The organism is Streptomyces sporangiiformans, assembly GCF_005768555.2.
Lineage (GTDB): Bacteria > Actinomycetota > Actinomycetes > Streptomycetales > Streptomycetaceae > Streptomyces > Streptomyces sporangiiformans.
Genome location: NZ_VCHX02000178.1, coordinates 1 through 19,313, shown reverse-complemented (window position 1 = coordinate 19,313; position 19,313 = coordinate 1). Strand labels below are relative to the sequence as shown.

Genomic DNA, 19,313 nt, shown 5'->3' with positions numbered 1-19,313 from the left:
CTCCGTGAACCGTCAACAGCAACCACGCATCCGGACAGCACGAATTCCGTTGCCGTGGAGTGGACACGCTACAAGAGCCGTCAATGGTACGTCCCGTAGATCCGGGGCAATGTGAGCAGCCGCTCAAAAACCGCCCGGCCGAGCCCTGTTGACGTTCTCTTAGTCCCCCTCTGGGGCGCCCGGACAAAGTCTGATCCATTCCTGGCCGCGTTTTAGCATTCCCCTAACCTTCGTCTGGCAGTCGCTGTTCTACGGTGATGAAGACCGGTCGAACCCCACCCCTGAACTACCCCCAGAACCACCCCTGAACCGCATCTGACCTGGTCGAATGCTGAGCGTGATCTGGCTGCACGCCATGTCGGACGCGGTGGGAAAACCCCTGCTGGGAGGAACCGTGAAGGCATTGCTGGACCACGCCCGCTCGCTCAAGCGACGGGTCGACTTCGAAAGCGGCGAATACCGGAAACTGGCCGAAGGTCAATCGCCCGAGGCATTGTTCATTACCTGCTCGGACTCACGGGTCATACCCGCCCTGATCACGGGCGCAGGGCCCGGAGAAATATTCGAGCTGCAGAACGCCGGCAATATCGTTCCGCCATATGGACAGCCTGGCGCCTCGGGCGAGGCGGCCACCATCGAGTACGCACTGGAGGTGCTCGGCGTTCACGACATCATCGTGTGTGGCCATTCCCACTGTGGCGCGATGAGCGCCATCAGGTCCGGCGACGACCTGTCCAGGCTGCCCGGTGTGGACGCCTGGCTGGACCTGGCCCGCCCGCGGCTGGCGCCGGTGCTCGAGGGCACGCCGACCGGACCGTCACTGTCGGACGTGGTCCAGCTGAACGTCGTCAACCAGCTCGCCGCACTGCGGAGTTACCCGTCGGCACGGCGGCGTCTGGACGAGGGCGGGCTGCGACTGCACGGCTGGTACTACGAGGTGGACACCGGCCAGGTCCATGAGCTGGACGAGGACGGCCTGTTCCGGGTGCATGCGGCATGAGCGGCACGCACAGGAGGCACGCCAGGGGCCGCGGCGCCGGACCGGACGGCGCGGGCCGCACGGTGAGGGTGGACGCGACGGGACCGCACCAGACCGCACCCGCGTCTCACGACGCGTGGGCGACACCCGGGCCACAGGACGAGTGGGCGGCACCCCCGCACCATCAGGACGAATGGCCGGCGTCCCCGGGGCCCCCGCGCCACGACGCGTGGGCGACACCGCCGCACCCGTCCGAGCAGCCCCACCCCACAGCCCATGCACCCCAGGCGTACAACGACCCCGACCCCCTTACGGACCCCACGGACCCCACGGGCCCCAAGCCGCCCAAGACCTCCAAGTCCCCCCTGGCCGCGAACCTCTTGAAGGGCGCGAAGGGCGCGAAGGGCGCGAAGTCCTCCAACGCCCCCAAGGCTGACCTGGCCACCGAGATCACGGCATCCCTCGTGGTCTTCCTCGTGGCCCTCCCCCTCTGCATCGGCGTCGCCGTGGCCTCCGGTGTCCCGGCCGAGCTGGGCATCATCTCGGGCGTCATCGGCGGCCTGGTGGTCGGCGCGCAGCGGGGCAGCACCCTCCAGGTCAGCGGCCCGGCCGCCGGCCTCGCCGCCCTGGTCGCCGAGACCGTGATGGATCTCGGCGTGGCCCAACTGGGCGTGATCGTCCTCTTCTCGGGCATCCTGCAGATCATCCTCGGCCTGGTGAAGCTCGGCCGGTTCTTCCAGGCGATCTCCCTGGCGGTCGTCCAGGGCATGCTCGCGGGCATCGGACTGCCGCTGATGTTCAGCCAGGCGTACCCCGCGGCCGACGCCAAGGCTCCCGGCACCCCGCTCGAGAACATGGCCGGCGTCCCGGGACTGCTCGCCGACACCGTCTCGAACCCGCAGGCGATGATCGCGGCCGGCCTCGGCATCCTCACCGTCGTCCTCAGCTTCATGTGGAAGAAGGTGCCGGGCCCGATCAAGAAGATCCCGGCCGCGCTCGTGGCCGTGGGCATCGGCATCGCGGTCGCCGCCCTGCCCGGCGTGAACGTGAAGACGCTCCAGGTCGGCAACCTGCTGGCGTCCGTCGACGTACCCGGCGCGGAGCAGTTCGCGGGCCTGGCCGACCCTGCCGTCATCACGGCGATCCTCACCTTCACCGTGATCGCGTCCGCGGAGTCGCTGTTCACCGCGGCCGCCGTCGACCGGATGCACGACGGCCCGCGCACCCGCTACAACCCCGAGCTCATCGCCCAGGGCGCCGGCAACACGGTGGCGGGCGTCCTCGGCGCGCTGCCCATCACGGCGGTGGTGGCCCGCAGTTCGGCGAACGTCCAGGCGGGCGCCAAGACCCGTATGTCCCGCACCCTGCACGGCCTGTGGCTGCTGGCCTTCGCGCTGCTGCTGCCGCAGGTCCTGGCGCTGATCCCGATCTCGGTCCTCGCGGGTGTCCTCATCCACAGCGGCTGGAAGCTCTTCGCGCCCGAGGAGTTCCCGAAGATGTGGCGCCAGGACCGGGGCGAGTTCGCGGTCATGTCGATCACCACGCTGGTCATCGTGCTCACGGCCCTGCTGGAAGGCGTCCTGGTCGGTCTCGCCGCGGGCATCATCCTCGCGGCCCTGCGCATGTCGCAGACGGTCATCAAGCAGCACATCGAGGACGACACGGCGAAGGTCGTCATGGCGGGCAACGCCACCTTCCTGCGCCTTCCGCAGGTCATCGAGGCCCTGGAAGGTGCCGCCGAGTCCGGCAAGCCGCGCATCCGACTCGATCTGAAGGGCGTCACCCACCTGGACCACGCCTGCCGCAACCAGGTCGAGGAGTTCGTCACCCAGCAGCGCGGCAAGGGCCTGCGCGTGGAACTCCTGATGCCGGGCCCGGCGAAACCGATCGCCACCGACACGAAGGCCCCCACGGCACCGGAGTCGTCGCCCACGTACCGGGCCGACACTCCCCTGCCCCAGCGCTCGCCCACCTCCCCCACACCGGGCCCCACCGCCGAGTGGTTCTACCTCGACACCCGCCCGATGCCGGAGGAGTACGCGGAGAGCTACACATCCCGCTGACCTGACCCTGACCCTGGCATGCCCCTGGGGGCGCCCGTACCGAACGGGCGCCCCCAGGTGCGTACGACCAGAAGTACGACCAGGCGCGTACAGTCAGGCGGACCGGCCGTCAGGCCCGGAACGGACCCCTCACCTCGTACGTGATCCCACCCGAGGAACTCCCGCTCGTCCCCCGCTGGCTGGAGAAGTACAGCCGGGTGCCGTCGGGCGAGAACGCCGGGCCCGTGATCTCCGACGACGACTGGCCGTCGATCCGCAGGAACGGTGCGATCACGTCGTCCGGGGTGATGACGCAGATCTCCATGTTGCCGCCGTCCTCCGCGACGAACAGGTCACCGGAGGAGGAGCCCGTGATGTTGTCGACACCGGTCAGCGGGGCCGTGCCGGAGGTCACCAGGGAGTCGTCGTACGCCAACTCGTACGTGTTGTTCGTCAGGTTGAGCTGCCAGACACGGTTGTCGCCCTTCGTCGTGAACCAGACCGTGTCATTGGCGTAGTGGCAGCCCTCGCCGCCGTTGAACTTCTTCGAGCCCGAGACCTGGGTGCGCGTGGTCGTCGGGGAGCCGTCCGGGTCGGGTACGTTCGCCCAGGTGAAGGAGCCCGACGTGGCGGTTCCGGCGACCAGGACCTGCAGTGTGCCGGAGGACATGTTGCCCCAAGTCGTCGGGACGAAGCGGTAGAGGCAACCGTTCGACTCGTCCTCCGTCAGGTACACCACCTTGCGCACCGGGTCGGCGGCCGCGGCCTCGTGCTTGAAACGGCCCATCGCGTCGCGGCGCACCGAGGCGTTCACGCCCCACGGGTCCGTCTCGTAGACGTAGCCGAGCGACACCTCCTCACAGGACAGCCAGGTGTTCCACGGGGTCTTGCCGCCCGCGCAGTTCTGCCGGGTGTTCGAAAGGATCCGGTACGCGCCCGTGATCGCGCCCGTCGAGGAGAACTTCACCGCGCTCGCGCCGCCGGACGGGTTGATCTCCGAGTTGGAGACGTAGATCCAGCCGCTGCCGTCGGCGTAACAGGCGCCGCCGTCAGGAGCGTTGTGCCAGGTGTACGAGGTGCCGCTGACCGTCTGGCCGGAGCGGGCGATCACGCGGCTGCTGAAACCGCTGGGGAGTCTGATGCCATTGGCGTCGGGCGCGCCGAGCGCGCCGTACGGGCCGCTGCCCGGCTGGGCGGGGGCGGCGTACGCGGCGCCGCGCCAGAGGGTTCCGCCGAGGACGGCCGATGAGCCGCCGATGACGGCCGCACGCAGGAGGGTACGACGTTCCACTTCTGCTCCAGGTGTGTGCCTGAGCCGCCCCGCCACCGGTCGGCGGCGGGGTCGTGCGGGCATGGAACCTACGGGCGCGGGGTGGACGTGTCGTGGCCGAGCGGTGACGCGGGAGTGGTGCCATCGATGCGCCGCACCTCGCGCATGTGTGCCTTTCGTGCCGATGCCCCGGGTTCAGGCCTTCAGCCCCTCGTAGCCCACCCCCGTCAACCGCTCCGACTCCTCCCAGAGCCGTTCCGCGGCCCTGTCGTTGAGCGTCCAGGGGGCGCGCCACGACTTCGTGGGTGAGCCGCGCCAGCCCAGGAGGGCCGGGCCCGTGAAGGAGTCGGGCCGGACGTCGGGGGCCGTGGCCGCGTACAGCGTGGGAAGGGCGCCGGCGTCCGCGGACTGGGCGAAGTAGCGGTTGCCGATGCGCATGAAACGTTCGACGGCGCTGCGGCCCTCCAGCTTCGGGCCCGCCGTCTGGAGGTTGGTGGCGGCGTAGCCGGGGTGCGCGGCCGCCGCAACGACGTCGGAGCCGATGGCGGCGAGCCGGCGCGCGAGTTCGTGGGTGAAGAGGAGGTTGGCCGTCTTGGAGCGGGCGTATGCGGTCCAACGCCCGTACCTTCCCTCGCTGTTCAGGTCGTTGATGTCGATGTTGGACACCGAGTGCATCGTGCTGGAGACGGTCACCACGCGCGCCCCGGGAGTGCCGAGCAACACCGGCAGCAGCAGCCCGGTGAGCGCGAAGTGCCCCAGGTGGTTGACCCCGAACTGCGTCTCGAAACCGTCCGCCGTGCGCCCGAACGGCAGTGCCATCACACCCGCGTTGTTGATCAGCAGGTCCAGACGGTCGTGCTCTCGCCCGTACGTCTGCGCGAACCGCCGTACGGAGTCCAGCTCTCCCAGGTCCAGCCGCATGAACTCCGGTTCCGCGCCCGGCACTTCGATCGCCAGGCGGTCGGCGGCCTCCGTACCCCGCACCTCGTTGCGGCAGGCCAGCACGACACGGGCGCCGCGTCTGGCCAGTTCGCGGGCGGCGGTGTAGCCGATCCCGCTGTTCGACCCGGTGACGACAGCCGTACGGCCCGTCTGGTCCGGGATGTCGGTCGCACTCCAGCCGGCCATGGCTCTGGCTCCCTCCGCGAACGGGTGGCTCCCAGCCTACGAGCTGTCGGCGCGATGGCCACAGAGAAAGGGCGGTCGCCCCCCGCACGGGGCGCCGCCCTTTCTCTTTTGTGCGCCGGAGCCGCAGCCGTGCCGGTGAGGGTAGTGGTGACCGACGGCGGCTCCGGTGGTGTGCGCCGGGTCAGCGGTGGTCGCTGCGCCCGGCCCGGGTCAGCGGTGGTCGCTGCCCTTCGAGCTGGAGGCCGCGCGGCCGGCCTCCAGGCGGGCCACCGGGATCCGGAACGGGGAGCAGGAGACGTAGTCGAGCCCCACCTCGTGGAAGAAGTGGACCGACTCCGGGTCGCCGCCGTGCTCACCGCAGACGCCGAGCTTCAGGTCGGGCCGGGTCGCGCGGCCGGCGTCCGCCGCGGACTTCACCAGGGAGCCCACGCCGTCCTTGTCGATCGTCTCGAACGGGGAGACGCCGAAGATGCCCTTCTCCAGGTACGCGGTGAAGAACGAGGCCTCGACGTCGTCGCGCGAGAAGCCCCAGACCGTCTGCGTGAGGTCATTCGTGCCGAAGGAGAAGAACTCGGCGGCCTCGGCGATCTGACCGGCGGTCAGCGCGGCGCGCGGCAGCTCGATCATCGTGCCGAGCGCCAGCTTCAGGCGGACGCCCGTGGCTTGCTGCACCTCCGCGATGACCTGCTCCGCCTCGTCGCGCACGATCTCCAGCTCCTGGACGGTGCCCACGAGCGGGATCATGATCTCGGCGCGGGGGTCGCCCTTGGCGTTCTTGCGCTCGGCGGCCGCCTCGGCGATCGCCCGTACCTGCATGGTGAACAGGCCCGGGATCACCAGTCCGAGACGCACACCCCGCAGGCCCAGCATCGGGTTCTGCTCGTGCAGCCGGTGCACGGCCTGGAGCAGACGCAGGTCGTTCTCGTTGGGGTCCTTGCGGGACTCCGCCAGTGCCACGCGGACCGACAGCTCCGTGACGTCCGGCAGGAACTCGTGCAGCGGCGGGTCCAGGAGGCGGACCGTCACCGGCAGTCCGTCCATCGCCTCGAACAGCTCGACGAAGTCCTGCTTCTGCAGCGGAAGCAGCTGCTTCAGGGAGTTTTCGCGCTCGGCGTCGGTGTCGGCGAGGATCAGGCGCTCCACGAGCTCACGGCGGTCGCCGAGGAACATGTGCTCGGTACGGCACAGGCCGATGCCCTGAGCTCCGAAGCGACGGGCGCGCAGCGCGTCCTCGGCGTTGTCGGCGTTGGCGCGCACCCGCAGCCGGCGCACCCGGTCCGCGTACGCCATGATCCGGTGGACGGCGGCGACCAGCTCGTCGGCGTCGTCGGCGCCCGCGTGCATCCGGCCCTCGAAGTACTCGACGACCGGGGACGGGACGACCGGGACCTCACCGAGGTACACCTTGCCGCTGGAGCCGTCGATGGACACGACGTCGCCCTCTTCGACGACGGTGCCGTTCACCGTCAGCCGGCGCCGCTTGGTGTCGACTTCGAGCTCCTCGGCACCGCACACGCAGGTCTTGCCCATGCCGCGCGCGACCACGGCGGCGTGCGAGGTCTTGCCGCCGCGCGAGGTCAGAATGCCCTCGGCCGCGATCATGCCGTCGAGGTCGTCCGGGTTCGTCTCGCGGCGGATCAGGATGACCTTCTCCCCCGAACGCGACCACTTGATCGCGGTGTAGGAGTCGAAGACCGCCTTGCCGACCGCGGCCCCCGGGGAGGCGGCGATGCCCCTGCCGATCTGCCGGACCTCCGCCTCTTCGTCGAAGCGCGGGAACATCAGCTGCGCGAGCTGCGCTCCGGTGACGCGCTGCAGCGCCTCGGCCTCGTCGATGAGCCCCTGGTCGACGAGCTGGGTGGCGATACGGAAGGCGGCCCCTGCCGTCCGCTTGCCGACCCGCGTCTGGAGCATCCACAACTGGCCGCGCTCGATGGTGAATTCGATGTCGCAGAGATCCTTGTAGTGGTTCTCCAAGGTCTCCATGATCTGCATCAGCTGGTCGTACGATTTCTTGTCGATCTTCTCCAGATCGGCGAGCGGCACGGTGTTGCGGATACCGGCGACCACGTCTTCGCCCTGCGCGTTCTGCAGGTAGTCGCCGTACACGCCCTGGTGGCCGGAGGCCGGGTCACGGGTGAAGGCCACGCCCGTACCGGAGTCCGGGCCGAGGTTGCCGAAGACCATCGAGCAGATGTTGACGGCGGTGCCGAGGTCGTGCGGGATGCGCTCCTGGCGGCGGTACAGCTTCGCGCGGTCACCGTTCCACGAGTCGAAGACCGCCTTGATGGCGAGGTCCATCTGCTCGCGCGGGTCCTGCGGAAAGTCGCGCCCGGCCTCGGACTTGACGATCTTCTTGAACTTGGTGACGAGCTTCTTCAGGTCGGCCGCTTCCAGCTCGGTGTCGACCGTGACCTTCTTGGACTTCTTCGCCGCCTCCAGCGCGTCCTCGAAGAGGTCGCCGTCGACGCCGAGGACGGTCTTGCCGAACATCTGGATGAGGCGGCGGTAGGAGTCCCAGGCGAAGCGGTCGTCACCGGCCTGCTTGGCCAGCCCCTGCACGGACTTGTCGGAGAGCCCGATGTTCAGGACGGTGTCCATCATGCCCGGCATCGAGAACTTCGCGCCCGAACGGACCGATACGAGCAGGGGGTTGTCGGCCTGCCCGAGCTTCTTGCCCATCTCCTTCTCGAGCGCGTCGAGGTGCGCGCTCACCTCGTCACGCAGTGCCGCCGGCTCCTCGCCACTGTCGAGGTACGTCTTGCAGGCCTCGGTGGTGATCGTGAAGCCCGGAGGGACGGGAAGGCCCAGGTTGGTCATCTCGGCGAGGTTGGCACCCTTGCCACCGAGGAGGTCCTTGAGGTCCTTGTTGCCCTCGGTGAAGTCGTAAACGAACTTCACGCCCTCGTCGCCGCTCTCAGTTACGTGGGGATCTTTGTTTTCCGACACGGTCTCGACTCCCTCGAGGACGCGGTGGCTGCCCTGACGGCGAGGAACATACCCAGATCGAAGGTACCTCGGTACGTCCACTTGCGCGTCACATGGTTGTAACCACTCGTCCGCCACCAGATCGAATGTCAAAGGCTGGCAATAAGCCGAGGCGGGATGTTTTCACTTCCCGAACGAGTCAAGGCTCAGAACCGCCCAGAGGCGCTCACATGAGCGACGCTTCCTACGTTTGAGTTCGAGTCGTGAATGATCAATGGGTGGCACTGAGTGCCACACTTTGAGAAGTGCAGCCGCCCAAGATCCGCTCATCTGAGCGCAACCCTTATCAAGGGTGGCAAGAATCACGCCGTGCGGGGCGGCCAGATTTCAGTATGCGGACGGGTTCACGGACCGCTGTGCGGACGTCACACGCCCAACGCCAGCAGCCGCTCCTCGACCCGCTCGGGCGCGTACAGGTGCTCCACGACCAGACCGCCCGCCCCCACCAGTCCCGCCCGCTCGCCGAGCCGCGCGGTGACCACGTCCAGATGAGCGGTGGAGCGGGGCAGGGCACGCTGGTAGAGCAGTTCGCGCACGCCCGTCAGAAACGGGGTTCCGGCCAGATCTCCCGCGATCATCAGGACCCCGGGGTTGAGCAGCGTCACCACGGTCGCCAGGACCTCCCCCACACGCCGCCCGGCCTCCCGCGCGAGCGCGGCCGCCTCCGGATGCCCCGCGGTCAGCAGATCCCGCACATCGGCCCCGGAGGCCGCCGGCACCCCAGCCTCCGCGAGCCGCCGCGCCACGGCGCCACCGCTGGCGAGGGCGGCCAGACAGCCGTACGAGCCGCACCTGCACAGCGCGTCGGCGCCCTCCGGCACCCGTATGTGCCCGATGTCGCCGGCCCCTCCGTCGATGCCCCGGTAGATCGTGCCCTCGACCACGACGCCCGCCCCGATACCGGTGGAGACCTTGACCAGGACGAAGGCCGAACAGTCCGGGTAACCGGATCGCTGTTCGCCGTACGCCATGAGGTTGGCGTCGTTGTCCACGAGGACCGGCACCCGAGCGGCGCCCGTGTGCTCGGCGAAGGCGCGAGCGAGGCGGCCTCTTATGTCGTAGCCGTCCCAGCCGGGCATGATCGGCGGCTGGACGACGCGGCCGGTGTCGCTGTCGACCGGGCCGGGCACCGCGAGCCCGATCCCGCACACCTCGTGCGCCCCGCGCCCGGCCTTCTCCAGCAACTCGCCGAACCAGCGGCCCAGTTCACCGAGCACCACGTCCGGCCCGTCCTCGATGAGCATCGGCCCCGTGTGCTCGGCCAGCGGCTCGCCGGTGAGCGAGAGCACCGCGGCGCGCGCGTGCCGGGTGTCGAGGTCGGCGGCGAGTACGACGGCGTGGGCGTCGTCGAACTCAAGTCGGACCGAAGGGCGGCCGCCGAGCGGCGAGTCCACCGGGCCCGCGGCACCCTCGCGCAGCCAGCCCGCCCGGAAGAGCCGGTCGAGCCGCTGACCGACCGTGGCCCGGGACAACCCGGTGACCTGCTGCAACGCACCACGCGTGGTGGCGCGCCCACTCCGCACGAGCTCCAGAAGGTCACCGGCGCTCGCCTGACTTCCGGTCCTGCCGGCCCGTCCAGCCATTCCGGTCCTCCCGGTGCTTCCGGTCATGTCCGCCATGGACACCCTCTTGCGTTCCTCAACCCTGCATTACATATTGGGTTTTGCGTGTTAAATAGACGTAACTCTAAGCCAGATACTGCCGAACTGGCCGGACCAGTCTTCGTGGAGACCCGAGTGGACCGCTCTACCCAGCTCACCGCCCGCCGCACCGGGCGCCTGGATCTCGTTCGCACCTCGGCCTCACCTCCAGTCTCCGGCCAGGGTGAGACCGGCGCGGCCGGCCGTTCCGGGAGGGCCGTATACGATCCGGTCCGCCCGAAACACTCCGGCGCGGTCGGAGCCCGATCGCTGCACCTCGGGGCCGCCCGGGTGCTGCACGGCAACTGGACCGGAACGTCCACGGTGCCCTCGCGTGGCCTGTACCCCCACCAGTGGTCCTGGGACTCCGCGTTCATCGCGATCGGGCTGCGCCATCTGTCGCCCCTGCGGGCGCAGGTCGAGCTGGAGACGCTGCTGGGCGCGCAGTGGGGCGACGGCCGCATCCCGCACATCGTGTTCAACCCCTCCGTCCCGCTCGACGCGTACTTCCCGAGCCCCGACTTCTGGCGCTCCTCGACCGCGGGGCGCACCGCGGGCGCCCCGCGCACCGTACAGACGTCCGGCATCGTGCAGCCACCGGTGCACGCGCTGGCCGCGTGGCTGGTCCACCAGGCCGATCCCGGGCTGTCCCGGGCGCGCGGCTTCCTGGCCCGGGTCCACCCGCGCCTGGCCGCCTGGCACCGCTACTTGCTGCACCGCCGTGACCTGGGCGGCGGCGGCCTGGCATCGGTGGTCCACCCCTGGGAGCAGGGCATGGACAACTCCCCGTGCTGGGACGCCCCGCTCTCCCGCATCACCCCGGCCCCGGCCCGCTCCTTCCGCCGCGCCGACCTGGACCACGGCGCACCCGAGGACCGGCCGACGGACCTGGACTACGGACGGTACGTGCGTCTGGCGACGGACTACCGGGACCAGGGATATGCGGACGGCCGGGGGAAGTTCGCGGTGGAGGACCCCGCCTTCAACGCGCTGCTGATCGCCTCCGAGCACGCGCTCGCCCGCATCGCCGAGGAGCTCGGCGCCACGGGCACGGCCCGCCACGCGCGCGCCGAGCGGCTGACGACGGCGCTGGTGGACCGGCTGTGGGATCCGGTGGAGGGGATGTTCTTCTGCCGGGACGTGTACGGCGGCGGGGAGGGCGGGGCTCTCATCCCCGAGCGCAGTGTCTCCGGGCTGATCCCCTTGTTGCTGCCGACCCTGTCCCGCGAGACCGCCACCGCGCTCGTCCGTACGGCGTGCGGGCCGCACTTCGGGCTCGGGGGCCCCGCCCGGCTCGTACCGAGCTACGACCTCACCGGGGAGGCCTTCGATCCGCACCGGTACTGGCGCGGGCCCGCCTGGTTCAACACCAACTGGCTGCTGGAGCGCGGGCTGCGGCTGCACGGGGAGCACGCCCGGGCGGACGCGTTGCGGGCCGCGCTGCTGGACACGGCGGGCGCGTCCGAGTTCGCGGAGTACGTCGACCCGTACACCGGCGAGGCCTGCGGGGCGCTCGGCTTCAGCTGGACCGCCGCGCTCACGCTCGATCTGCTCCACGAGCCCCCGGGACCCGGACTGTCCCCTGTGGGCATCGACACGTTCGACACGTTCAACAAGTTCGGCATCGCCGATATGGACGGTGTGGACGGCATGGACGGCATGGACGGCATGGACGGTATAAGGGACAAGGGAGGGAACCGGGCATGACGGACCGGCAGCATCTGCTCGTACGCGGCAGGACGTTCGCGGCCGTGGGTGACGGCGGCGACATCAGCGGGGTGCGCGGCGGCAGTTCCCCGGACGGGCTGTTCGTCCAGGACGCCCGGCACCTCAGCCGCTGGCAGCTCACCGTCGACGGCGCCCTGCCCGAGACGCTCACCCCGGTCGCCGGCGGCGACACCGCGCGCTGCGTCCTCGTACCGCGCGGCGGCCGTCAGGAGCCGCCCGCGTACACGCTCTTCCGGGAACAGGCCGTCGCGGACGGCGCGTTCGTGGAGGCGCTGCGCGTCACCAGCAACCGCCCCGTACCGACCACGGTCCGCATCGCGGTCACCGCGGACGCCGACTTCACGGACCAGTTCGAGCTGCGCTCGGACCACCGTACGTACACCAAGATCGGTGCCACCCGCTCCCGCCAAGTCCTGGACGACGGCGTGGAGTTCGGCTATCAGCGCGGGGAGTGGCGCTCCTGTACGACCGTCACCTCCGACCCGGCGCCGGACGGCGTCGAGGAGACCGGAACGGGCGCCCGCCGCCTGGTCTGGTCCCTGGATCTCGAACCGCACGGTTCGGCCGAGCTGGCGCTCCGGGTCGCGGCCCGCCCGCACGGCACCCCGCATCCGGAGATGCCCCTCTCCCCGTCCGCGGTGAACGAGCGGCTCCTGGCGCTGGAGGACGAGTTCGCGCAAGGCGTGCCCTTCCCGACGGGCTGGCCGGAGCTGGCCGCGGCCTGCGCGCGGGGCCTGTCCGACCTGGCCGTCCTGCAGGTCCCGGCGACGGGCCCCGACGGTGAGGACCTCCGCGTCCCGGCGGCCGGAGTCCCTTGGTTCCTGACGCTGTTGGGCCGCGACGCCCTCCTCACCTCCCTCTTCGCGCTCCCCTACCGCCCGGAGCTCGCCGCCGCCACGCTGCCCGCGCTCGCCGCGACCCAGGCGACCGAGGTCGGTACGGGCGCGGTGGCCCAGCCGGGCAAGATCGTGCACGAGGTGCGGCACGGGGAACTGGCGCACTTCGACCAGGTGCCGTACGGGCGTTACTACGGCTCGGTCGACGCGACCCCGCTGTTCCTGGTCGTCCTCGGCGCGTACGTCGAGCAGACCGGCGATGTGGACCTGGCCCGCCGCCTCGAGTCCCACGCCCGCGCGGCGGTCGGCTGGATGCTGGATCACGGCGGCCTCACCTCGCGCGGCTACCTGGTCTACCGTGCGGACGAGGGCGGCCTCGCCAACCAGAACTGGAAGGACTCCCCCGGCTCCATCTGCTCGGCCGACGGCAGCCGCGCCACCGGCCCGGTGACGGCCGCGGGTGCGCAGGGGTACGCGTACGACGCCCTGCGCCGCACCGCGCAGCTGGCCCGCACGGTGTGGGCGGACGAGGTCTACGCGGCCCTGCTCGAACAGGCCGCGAGCGATCTGCGCGACCGCTTCCAGCGGGACTTCTGGATGGCGGACCAGTCTTTCCCTGCCCTGGCGCTGGACGGTGACGGCAACCAGGTGGACGCCCTCGCCTCGGACGCGGGTCATCTGCTCTGGTCGGGCCTTCTGGACAAGGAGTTCGGTGAACTGGTCGGCCGCCGCCTCCTCGAACCCGACTTCTTCTCGGGCTGGGGCGTCCGCACGGTTGCCTCCGGCCAGCCTGCGTACCATCCGCTGTCGTACCACCGGGGGTCCGTCTGGCCCCACGACAACGCGCTGATCACGCTGGGGTTGGCGCGGTACGGACTGCACGACGAGGCGCGCACGGTGGCCCACGCGCTCGTCGACGCCGCGACGGCCACCGGGCATCGGCTCCCGGAGGTTCTCGCGGGCTACGGCCGCGATTCCCATCGCGAGCCGGTGCCTTATCCGCACGCCTGCGTGCGGGAGTCCCGCTCCGCGGCGGCTCCTTTGGCGTTGCTGACGGCTGTGGGTGGGGCCTGAGAGCTCGGGGCTACATGTCGCTGCGCGGCTGCGGGCCGTTCGTGGCTGGTCGCGCAGTTCCCCGCGCCCCTTGACGGGACGCTAGCCCCCGGAGGTGTCCAGTTCTGCTTCCTCGGTTACGCCCGCGCAGTCGTACGGGTCCTTGAGCCAGCCGTCCGGTAGGACCACTCGGTTGTTGCCCGAAGTCCGGCCCCGCGGGCCGTCCGCGTCCGTCGGCCACGGTTGGTCGAGGTCCAACTCGTCCAGCCCGGCCCGGAGTTCGTCCAGCGAGGAGGTGATCGCGAGCCGCTTGCGCATCTCCGAGCCGACCGCGAACCCCTTCAGGTACCAGGCCACGTGCTTGCGGAAGTCGATGACGCCGCGTGCCTCGTCACCGATCCACTCGCCCAGCAGGGTCGCGTGCCGGACCATGACGGCCGCCACCTCACGGAGGGTGGGGCGGGCGGTGGCCTCCGTACGTCCTTCGAACGCCGCCACCAGATCCGCGAACAGCCAGGGGCGGCCCAGGCAGCCTCGCCCCACGACCACCCCGTCGCACCCGGTCTCCCGCACCATCCGCACCGCGTCCCCGGCCGACCAGATGTCGCCGTTGCCGAGCACCGGAATCTCAGGCACGTGCTCCCTGAGGCGGGCGATCGCGTCCCAGTCCGCCGTGCCGCCGTAGTGCTGCGCGGCCGTCCTGCCGTGCAGCGCGATCGCGGTCACGCCCTCCTCGACGGCGATCCGCCCGGCGTCCAGGTACGTGATGTGGTCGTCGTCGATGCCCTTGCGCATCTTCATCGTGACCGGGAGGTCGCCCGCCCCGCTCACCGCCTCGCGCAGGATCGCCCGCAGCAGGTGCCGCTTGTACGGGAGCGCCGAGCCGCCGCCCTTGCGCGTCACCTTCGGCACCGGGCAACCGAAGTTGAGGTCGATGTGGTCGGCGAGATCCTCTTCGGCGATCATGCGGACGGCCTTGCCGACGGTCGCCGGGTCGACCCCGTACAGCTGGATCGACCGCGGCGTCTCCGACGCGTCGAAGTGGATCAGCTGCATGGTCTTCTCGTTGCGCTCGACCAGCGCCCGCGTGGTGATCATCTCGCTGACGAACAGTCCCTTGCCACCACTGAACTCCCGGCACAGCGTGCGGAAGGGCGCGTTCGTGATCCCGGCCATGGGCGCGAGCACGACGGGCGGCTGCACCGCGTGCGGACCGATCGACAGCGTGGAGTTCACCGGAGTTGTGGACGTGGGCATTCCCCCATTGTCACGTATGCCGACGAGCACGAGCCACAGTCGTTAGTTAGCAACACTATGGAGTTGGCGTACGATGGGGCAATGCCCGAGCTGAGCCACCGCCGACGCATGCTCGTGCTCGCGATCTGCTGCATGAGCCTGCTGATCGTGAGCCTCGACAACACCGTCCTGAATGTCGCCCTGCCCTCGATGCAGAACGAACTGCACGCGAGCGTGGCCGGCCTCCAGTGGACGATCGACGCATACACACTGGTACTCGCCTCGCTGCTGATGCTCGCGGGTTCGACGGCCGACCGCATCGGCCGCAAACGCGTCTTCATGGCGGGCCTGGTCGTCTTCACGATCGGCTCGGCACTGTGCTCCCTCGCTCCGAACCTCGAATCGCTCATCGCGTTCCGCATGGTGCAGGCGGTCGGCGGTTCGATGCTCAATCCCGTCGCGATGTCGATCATCACCAACACCTTCACCGACCCGCGCGAGCGCGCCCGCGCGATCGGCCTGTGGGGCGGTGTCGTCGGCATATCCATGGCCGCCGGCCCTCTGGTCGGCGGCCTCCTCGTGGACTCGATCGGCTGGCGTTCGATCTTCTGGATCAACCTCCCCGTAGGCCTGGCCGCGCTCCTGCTCACCTTCCGGTACGTCCCCGAGTCCCGTGCGCCGAAGGCCCGCCGCCCGGACCCGGTCGGCCAGCTCCTGGTGATCGCGCTGCTCGGCTCCCTCACGTACGCGATCATCGAGGCGCCCACCTCGGGCGCCCTCAAGGTCGCCGCCTTCGGCGCCCTCGCCATGGCCGCCCTGCTGAGCCTGCTGTGGTACGAGCCCCGGCGCGCCGAACCGCTCATCGACCTGCGTTTCTTCCGCTCGGCGCCCTTCAGCGGAGCCACGGTCGTGGCGGTCAGCGCGTTCGCGGCGCTCGGCGGCTTCCTCTTCCTCTCCACGCTCTATCTGCAGAACGTACGGGGCCTGACCGCCCTCGAGACGGGCCTGTGGATGCTCCCCATGGCGGCCATGACGTTCGTCTGCGGCCCGCTGTCCGGACGTCTGGTCGGCAGCCGCGGCCCTCGCTTCTCCCTCCTCGTGGCCGGGGTGGCGATGACCGCGAGCGGTGTGCTCTTCGCCGCCTTCGAGGCCGAGACCACGAACGTCACGCTCGCCATCGGCTACATGCTCTTCGGCCTCGGCTTCGGCTTCGTCAACGCGCCCATCACCAACACCGCCGTCTCCGGCATGCCCCGCGCCCAGGCCGGTGTCGCCGCCGCCGTCGCCTCCACCAGCCGGCAGATCGGCCAGACCCTGGGCGTCGCCGTGATCGGCGCGGTACTGGCCTCGGGAGTGGGCTCCTCCTCGTACCGGGACGTCTTCGTGTCGGCCGCCCGCCCCGGCTGGTGGATCATCGCGGCCTGCGGCCTCGCGGTCCTCGTCGTGGGCGCGCTCACCAGTGGCCGCTGGGCGCGCCGCACCGCCGAACGCACGGCCGAGCGGCTGGAGTCGGCGGAGATCAAGGAGGCGGCGGGCGTCCGGGCCTGAACGCGACGTCCGGAGCATGAGCTCCGCCCTCGCGGCTCTACACCCGCGCGAGAGCGATCGCGTGCAGCTTCTCCAGGCGCTCGCGGGACTCCCCGTCGGCCGGTGGGTACGTCACGATGCGCGGGCCGGACGCCGGGCCCAGCCACAGGTCGGTGTGGTCGACGGTGAGCAGGCCGACATGGGCGTTGACGAACTGCTTGCGCTTGCCGCTCGTGGTGACGACCTCGTGCCGCTCCCAGACCTCCCGGAACTGCGGGGAATCGGTCCGCAGCCGCTTGAGCAGCATCTTCCAGGCGGGCTCGGCGAGATGACCGGCCATCGCGGCACGGAACTTGGCGGCCATGATCCGCAGGACCTCGTCCGGCTGCACGAGTGAGGAACGCCACGCCTCGTTGGTGCAGGAAAGGATCAGGCAGTTGCGGTCCTCGGGCGGCACGGCCTCGAGGTCGCACAGCAACAGCCCGTAGGTGCGGTTGTACGCGAGGATGTCGTACCGGCTGTTCTGCACGCAGGCCGGCACCGGCTCCAACTGTTCGAGGAGGGTGCGCAGCGCGGGCGTGACCGAGGGGCAGCTCGCGGCGGGCGAGGGGTCCACGGCTCCGGCCAGCTGGAAGAGGTGGGCGCGCTCGCTGCCGTCGAGCATCAGCGTGCGGGCGAGGGCGTCGAGGACCTGCACGGAGACCTGGATGTCCCGGGCCTGTTCCAGCCAGGTGTACCAGGTGACGCCGACCGCGGAGAGCTGCGCCACCTCCTCGCGGCGCAGTCCCGGCGTGCGCCGGCGGCGACCGCGGGGCAGGCCGACCTGTTCGGGGGTGATGTGCTCGCGACGGTGGCGCAGGAAGGCGGCGAGCTCGTGCCGCCGCACCACCGACTCCTTCTCCTCGCCGGCTTCCCGTGCCCCCGCTTCTTGGTCGACCATGCTCGTGACGCTCGTCATGCCTCCAGCGTGCCGTCCCGCCAAGCCTGTTGCCAGGTACTGCTGCTACCAGGACAAGAAGACTCTGGTACCCGTCTGGGAGTTGGCCGAGGCTCTGACATGTGACCGACACCAGAACCGTGGACCGCAAGGCCACCCGCTCCCCGACCGCCCCACCCGTGCTCGGCGGTATCGGGCTGTTCACCGTGCTGCTCGGCGCGGCACTCCCCCTCATCGACTTCTTCATCGTCAACGTCGCCCTGCCGACGATCGAACGGGACCTGTCCGCGAGCGAGGCGGTCCTGGAACTCGTCATCGCCGGGTACGGAGTCTCGTACGCCGTTCTCCTGGTCCTCGGCGGACGGCTCGGCGACATGTTCGGCCGGCGCCGCCTCTTCCTCGCCGGTATGGCGGCCTTCGGACTGACCTCGCTGGCGTGCGGCCTGGCGCCGACCGCCTGGACGCTGGTGGCGGCGCGCGTCGCGCAGGGCGCGGCGGCCGCGGTGATGCTCCCCCAGGTCCTCGCCACCATCCAGTCGGCGACCCAAGGGCCGCGCCGCGCCAGGGCGATGGGCCTGTACGGCGCGACGGCCGGGCTCTCCATGGTGGCCGGCCAGATCCTCGGCGGCGTCCTGATCGCGGCGGACATCGCGGGCACGGAATGGCGCTCGGTGTTCCTGGTGAACGTGCCGGTGGTGCTGGTCGGCCTGGTCCTCGCCGCGCGTACTCTCCCCGAGACCCGCTCGCAGCACCCGGAGCCGGTGGACGGCCCCGGCACGGTGCTGCTCGCCGTGTCGCTGCTGACGTTGCTGGTGCCCCTGACCGAGGGCCGGGCGGCGGGCTGGCCGCTGTGGACGTGGCCGGCGCTGGCGGCGTTCCCCTTCGCCGCGGCCGCCTTCTACCTCGTCGAGCGCCGGGCGGACCGCCAGGGCCGTACGCCCCTGGTCCCGCCGAGCCTGTTCGCGCTGACGTCCCTGCGGCGGGGGCTCGCGATGATATTGCCGTTCTCGATCGGCTTCAGTGGGTTCATGTTCGTGATCGCGGTGGCGTTGCAGCAAGGTGCGGGGCTCGAGCCGGTCACGGCCGGGCTGGCGCTGGCGCCGATGGCGGTGACCTTCTTCGTCGTCTCCCTCTGCGGTCCGCGGCTCGTCACCCGCTACGGCACGCGCGTCGTGACCGTCGGCGGCCTCGTCCAGGCGGTCGGCGTGACCCTCATCGTCCTCGCGGCCCAGCGCTCCTGGCCGGACCTGGGCGTGGCGGAACTGCTGCCGGGCGCGGCCGTGGCCGGAGCGGGTCAGGCGCTCCAACTCCCCATCGTCTTCCGCGTCATCCTCTCCGAGGTCCCGCCCGCCCGGGCCGGAGTCGGCAGCGGCGTCATGATCACCGCCCAGCAGTCGGCGCTGGCCCTGGGCGTCGCCACTCTCGGCTCCCTCTTCCTGGCCCTGATTCCCGGCATGGGCATGCGCGACGCCCTGGTCACGACGCTCCTGGTGCAGCTCGCGGGCATCGCCCTGACCACCCTGCTGAGCCTGCGTCTGCCCCGCACGATCAGCTGACCCACCAACCTCATGAGCCCAAGTCTCCTCACAAGTTTCCCTGTTGATGTTGGTCTTGCTGCACACTCCTTGCTGCGAGCCACCCCCACACGAGGAGGGCGTCATGCTGCAGATCAACAAGAGCAAGGTAAGCCGCTGGGACCAGCACGGCCGCGAGCACGTCGTCCGCGTGCAGCGCTCCGGCGTGCAGCGCACCATCAGATGCGAGACCTGCGACTGGCGGCAGAGCGCTCAGTTCCTGCCCTGGCTGAAGGCGGAGGAACACCTGGCGGAGGAGCACCAGGCGACGGTGGATCCGACGGAGGGATGACTAACTGGCTCTAACAAAAGCTTTGATCTTGTGACCGTGGGCTTGTCTGCTCGTTGGTCTGGTCGTGAGGAAGAGACAGTCGC

13 protein-coding genes are annotated in these 19,313 nt (G+C 70.3%); 7 read left to right on the top strand and 6 right to left on the bottom strand.

The features are described 5' to 3' along the window. Positions 1-394 precede the first annotated feature (394 nt). Both FGD71_RS31935 and FGD71_RS31930 read left to right on the top strand, forming a co-directional pair. Entirely contained in the window at positions 395-1,000 is a 606-nt protein-coding gene (locus tag FGD71_RS31935) for a carbonic anhydrase (protein WP_119104073.1), read from the top strand. Continuing rightward, the gene (locus tag FGD71_RS31930; protein ID WP_240436873.1) at positions 997-3,042 is read left to right on the top strand and encodes a SulP family inorganic anion transporter; all 2,046 of its coding nucleotides are present in this window, start codon (positions 997-999) and stop codon (positions 3,040-3,042) included. Before FGD71_RS31935 ends, FGD71_RS31930 begins: the two co-directional genes overlap by 4 nt. Before the next feature lie 109 nt (positions 3,043-3,151). Here FGD71_RS31930 and FGD71_RS31925 read toward each other — a convergent pair whose 3' ends face one another. The 4 genes from FGD71_RS31925 to FGD71_RS31910 form a co-directional block, all read right to left on the bottom strand. Next, positions 3,152-4,312 (bottom strand): alkaline phosphatase PhoX, encoded by a 1,161-nt coding sequence (locus FGD71_RS31925; RefSeq protein WP_119104031.1) that lies wholly within the window; start codon positions 4,310-4,312, stop codon positions 3,152-3,154. Positions 4,313-4,486: 174 nt separating this feature from the next. Then, complete coding sequence (locus tag FGD71_RS31920) at positions 4,487-5,419, bottom strand: oxidoreductase (protein WP_119104030.1); 933 nt, start codon at positions 5,417-5,419, stop codon at positions 4,487-4,489. Between the two features lie 210 nt (positions 5,420-5,629). Next, a complete protein-coding gene (ppdK, locus tag FGD71_RS31915; RefSeq protein ID WP_119104029.1) occupies positions 5,630-8,368 on the bottom strand; it encodes a pyruvate, phosphate dikinase in 2,739 nt (912 codons plus the stop codon). 404 nt (positions 8,369-8,772) lie between these two features. Beyond that, on the bottom strand, positions 8,773-9,990 hold the full coding sequence (locus FGD71_RS31910) for an ROK family protein (RefSeq protein WP_119104071.1): 1,218 nt from the start codon (positions 9,988-9,990) through the stop codon (positions 8,773-8,775). A gap of 153 nt (positions 9,991-10,143) precedes the next feature. Between FGD71_RS31910 and FGD71_RS31905 the strand changes: the two genes are divergently transcribed. Together FGD71_RS31905 and FGD71_RS31900 are read left to right on the top strand one after the other, a co-directional pair. Beyond that, the gene (locus FGD71_RS31905; protein WP_240436872.1) at positions 10,144-11,754 is read left to right on the top strand and encodes an MGH1-like glycoside hydrolase domain-containing protein; all 1,611 of its coding nucleotides are present in this window, start codon (positions 10,144-10,146) and stop codon (positions 11,752-11,754) included. Beyond that, positions 11,751-13,685 (top strand): amylo-alpha-1,6-glucosidase, encoded by a 1,935-nt coding sequence (locus FGD71_RS31900; RefSeq protein ID WP_119104028.1) that lies wholly within the window; start codon positions 11,751-11,753, stop codon positions 13,683-13,685. The genes FGD71_RS31905 and FGD71_RS31900 overlap by 4 nt, the downstream gene beginning before the upstream one ends. A gap of 81 nt (positions 13,686-13,766) precedes the next feature. On the opposite strand, the gene dusB is transcribed toward FGD71_RS31900, so the two are convergent. Further along, positions 13,767-14,921, bottom strand: coding sequence for a tRNA dihydrouridine synthase DusB (gene dusB / locus FGD71_RS31895; protein ID WP_119104027.1), 1,155 nt, complete (start codon positions 14,919-14,921; stop codon positions 13,767-13,769). An 81-nt stretch (positions 14,922-15,002) separates the two neighbouring features. On the opposite strand from dusB, the gene FGD71_RS31890 reads away from it, so the two are divergent. Continuing rightward, positions 15,003-16,448 (top strand): MFS transporter, encoded by a 1,446-nt coding sequence (locus FGD71_RS31890; RefSeq protein ID WP_119104026.1) that lies wholly within the window; start codon positions 15,003-15,005, stop codon positions 16,446-16,448. 37 nt (positions 16,449-16,485) lie between these two features. Here FGD71_RS31890 and FGD71_RS31885 read toward each other — a convergent pair whose 3' ends face one another. Then, positions 16,486-17,367, bottom strand: a complete 882-nt coding sequence (locus tag FGD71_RS31885) for a helix-turn-helix transcriptional regulator (protein WP_119104070.1) — start codon at positions 17,365-17,367, stop codon at positions 16,486-16,488. 119 nt (positions 17,368-17,486) lie between these two features. Here FGD71_RS31885 and FGD71_RS31880 point away from each other — a divergent pair, with 119 nt between their 5' ends. Both FGD71_RS31880 and FGD71_RS31875 read left to right on the top strand, forming a co-directional pair. Then, the gene (locus tag FGD71_RS31880; RefSeq protein ID WP_119104025.1) at positions 17,487-18,920 is read left to right on the top strand and encodes an MFS transporter; all 1,434 of its coding nucleotides are present in this window, start codon (positions 17,487-17,489) and stop codon (positions 18,918-18,920) included. A 103-nt stretch (positions 18,921-19,023) separates the two neighbouring features. After that, positions 19,024-19,230, top strand: coding sequence for a hypothetical protein (locus FGD71_RS31875; RefSeq protein WP_119104024.1), 207 nt, complete (start codon positions 19,024-19,026; stop codon positions 19,228-19,230). Positions 19,231-19,313 lie beyond the last annotated feature (83 nt).

Coding starts and splice junctions, on each gene's coding strand:
- FGD71_RS31930 (WP_240436873.1), top strand. CDS start 997: ATGAGCGGCACGCACAGGAGGCACGCCAGGGGCCGCGGCGCCGGACCG.
- FGD71_RS31920 (WP_119104030.1), bottom strand. CDS start 5,419: ATGGCCGGCTGGAGTGCGACCGACATCCCGGACCAGACGGGCCGTACG.
- FGD71_RS31910 (WP_119104071.1), bottom strand. CDS start 9,990: ATGGCTGGACGGGCCGGCAGGACCGGAAGTCAGGCGAGCGCCGGTGAC.
- FGD71_RS31900 (WP_119104028.1), top strand. CDS start 11,751: ATGACGGACCGGCAGCATCTGCTCGTACGCGGCAGGACGTTCGCGGCC.
- dusB (WP_119104027.1), bottom strand. CDS start 14,921: ATGCCCACGTCCACAACTCCGGTGAACTCCACGCTGTCGATCGGTCCG.
- FGD71_RS31890 (WP_119104026.1), top strand. CDS start 15,003: ATGCCCGAGCTGAGCCACCGCCGACGCATGCTCGTGCTCGCGATCTGC.
- FGD71_RS31885 (WP_119104070.1), bottom strand. CDS start 17,367: ATGGTCGACCAAGAAGCGGGGGCACGGGAAGCCGGCGAGGAGAAGGAG.
- FGD71_RS31875 (WP_119104024.1), top strand. CDS start 19,024: ATGCTGCAGATCAACAAGAGCAAGGTAAGCCGCTGGGACCAGCACGGC.